Raw genomic sequence first — 1,380 nt, forward strand, 5'->3', positions numbered from 1 at the left:
GGGTTGCCGTGCTTGCGGGAGGGCAGGTCGGCGTGCTTGGTCCGGAGCATCTCCAGGGAGCGGATGAGCACGTCGCGGGTCTCGGCGGGGTCGATGACGTCGTCGACGAGGCCGCGTTCGGCCGCGTAGTAGGGGTGCATCAGCTCGGCCTTGTACTCCTTGACCATGCGCGTGCGCATGGCCTCGGGGTCCTCGGCCTGGGCGATCTGCCTGCGGAAGATGACGTTGGCGGCGCCCTCGGCGCCCATCACCGCGATCTCGTTGGTCGGCCAGGCGTAGGTGAGGTCCGCCCCGATGGACTGGGAGTCCATGACGATGTAGGCGCCGCCGTAGGCCTTCCGGAGGATCAGCGAGATCCGGGGCACGGTCGCGTTGCAGTACGCGTACAGCAGCTTCGCGCCGTGGCGGATGATCCCACCGTGCTCCTGGTCGACCCCGGGCAGGAAGCCGGGCACGTCCAGAAGAGTGATGATCGGAATGTTGAAGGCGTCGCACATCTGCACGAAGCGCGCGGCCTTCTCGGAGGCCTCGATGTCCAGCACACCGGCCAGGGACTGCGGCTGGTTGGCGACGATGCCCACCACCTGGCCGTCCATGCGGGCCAGCGCGCAGACGATGTTGCGCGCCCAGCGCTCGTGGACCTCGAGGAAGTCGCCGTCGTCGACGATCTCCTCGATGACCCGGTGCATGTCGTAGGGGCGGTTGCCGTCCGCGGGAACCAGGTCGAGCAGGACGTCACCGCGGCGGCCGGCCGGGTCCTCACTCGGGTGAGCGGGCGGGTTCTCCCGGTTGTTGGACGGGAGCATGGAGATCAGGTAGCGGACCTCGGCGATGCAGGTCTCCTCGTCGTCGTACGCGAAGTGCGCGACGCCGGAGGTCTCGGCGTGCACGTCCGCGCCGCCGAGCCCGTTCTGGGTGATCTCCTCGCCGGTGACCGCCTTGACCACGTCGGGGCCGGTGATGAACATCTGCGAGGTCTCACGGACCATGAACACGAAGTCCGTCAGCGCCGGACTGTAGGCCGCACCGCCCGCACAGGGGCCGAGCATCACACTGATCTGCGGGATGACGCCGGACGCCCTGGTGTTGCGCTGGAAGATGCCGCCGTAGCCGGCCAGCGCCGAGACGCCCTCCTGGATCCGGGCGCCCGCCCCGTCGTTCAGGGACACCAGCGGCGCCCCCGCCGCGATGGCCATGTCCATGATCTTGTGGATCTTGGTGGCGTGGGCCTCGCCCAGCGCACCGCCGAAGATCCGGAAGTCGTGCGCGTACACGAAGACCGTACGGCCCTCCACCGTGCCCCAGCCGGTGATCACACCGTCCGTGTACGGCTTCTTCGCCTCCAGGCCGAACCCGGTCGCCCGGTGCCGGCGCAGCTGC

General features: G+C 69.1%; 1 protein-coding gene. It reads right to left on the minus strand.

Translation table 11 applies throughout. The features are described from left to right. Window positions 1-1,380 (minus strand): acyl-CoA carboxylase subunit beta (locus GUY61_RS38320; protein ID WP_166634893.1); only part of this gene is annotated, 1,380 nt, incomplete at both ends.

The sequence above is a fragment of the Streptomyces sp. GC420 genome (assembly GCF_009916105.1).
GTDB lineage: Bacteria > Actinomycetota > Actinomycetes > Streptomycetales > Streptomycetaceae > Streptomyces.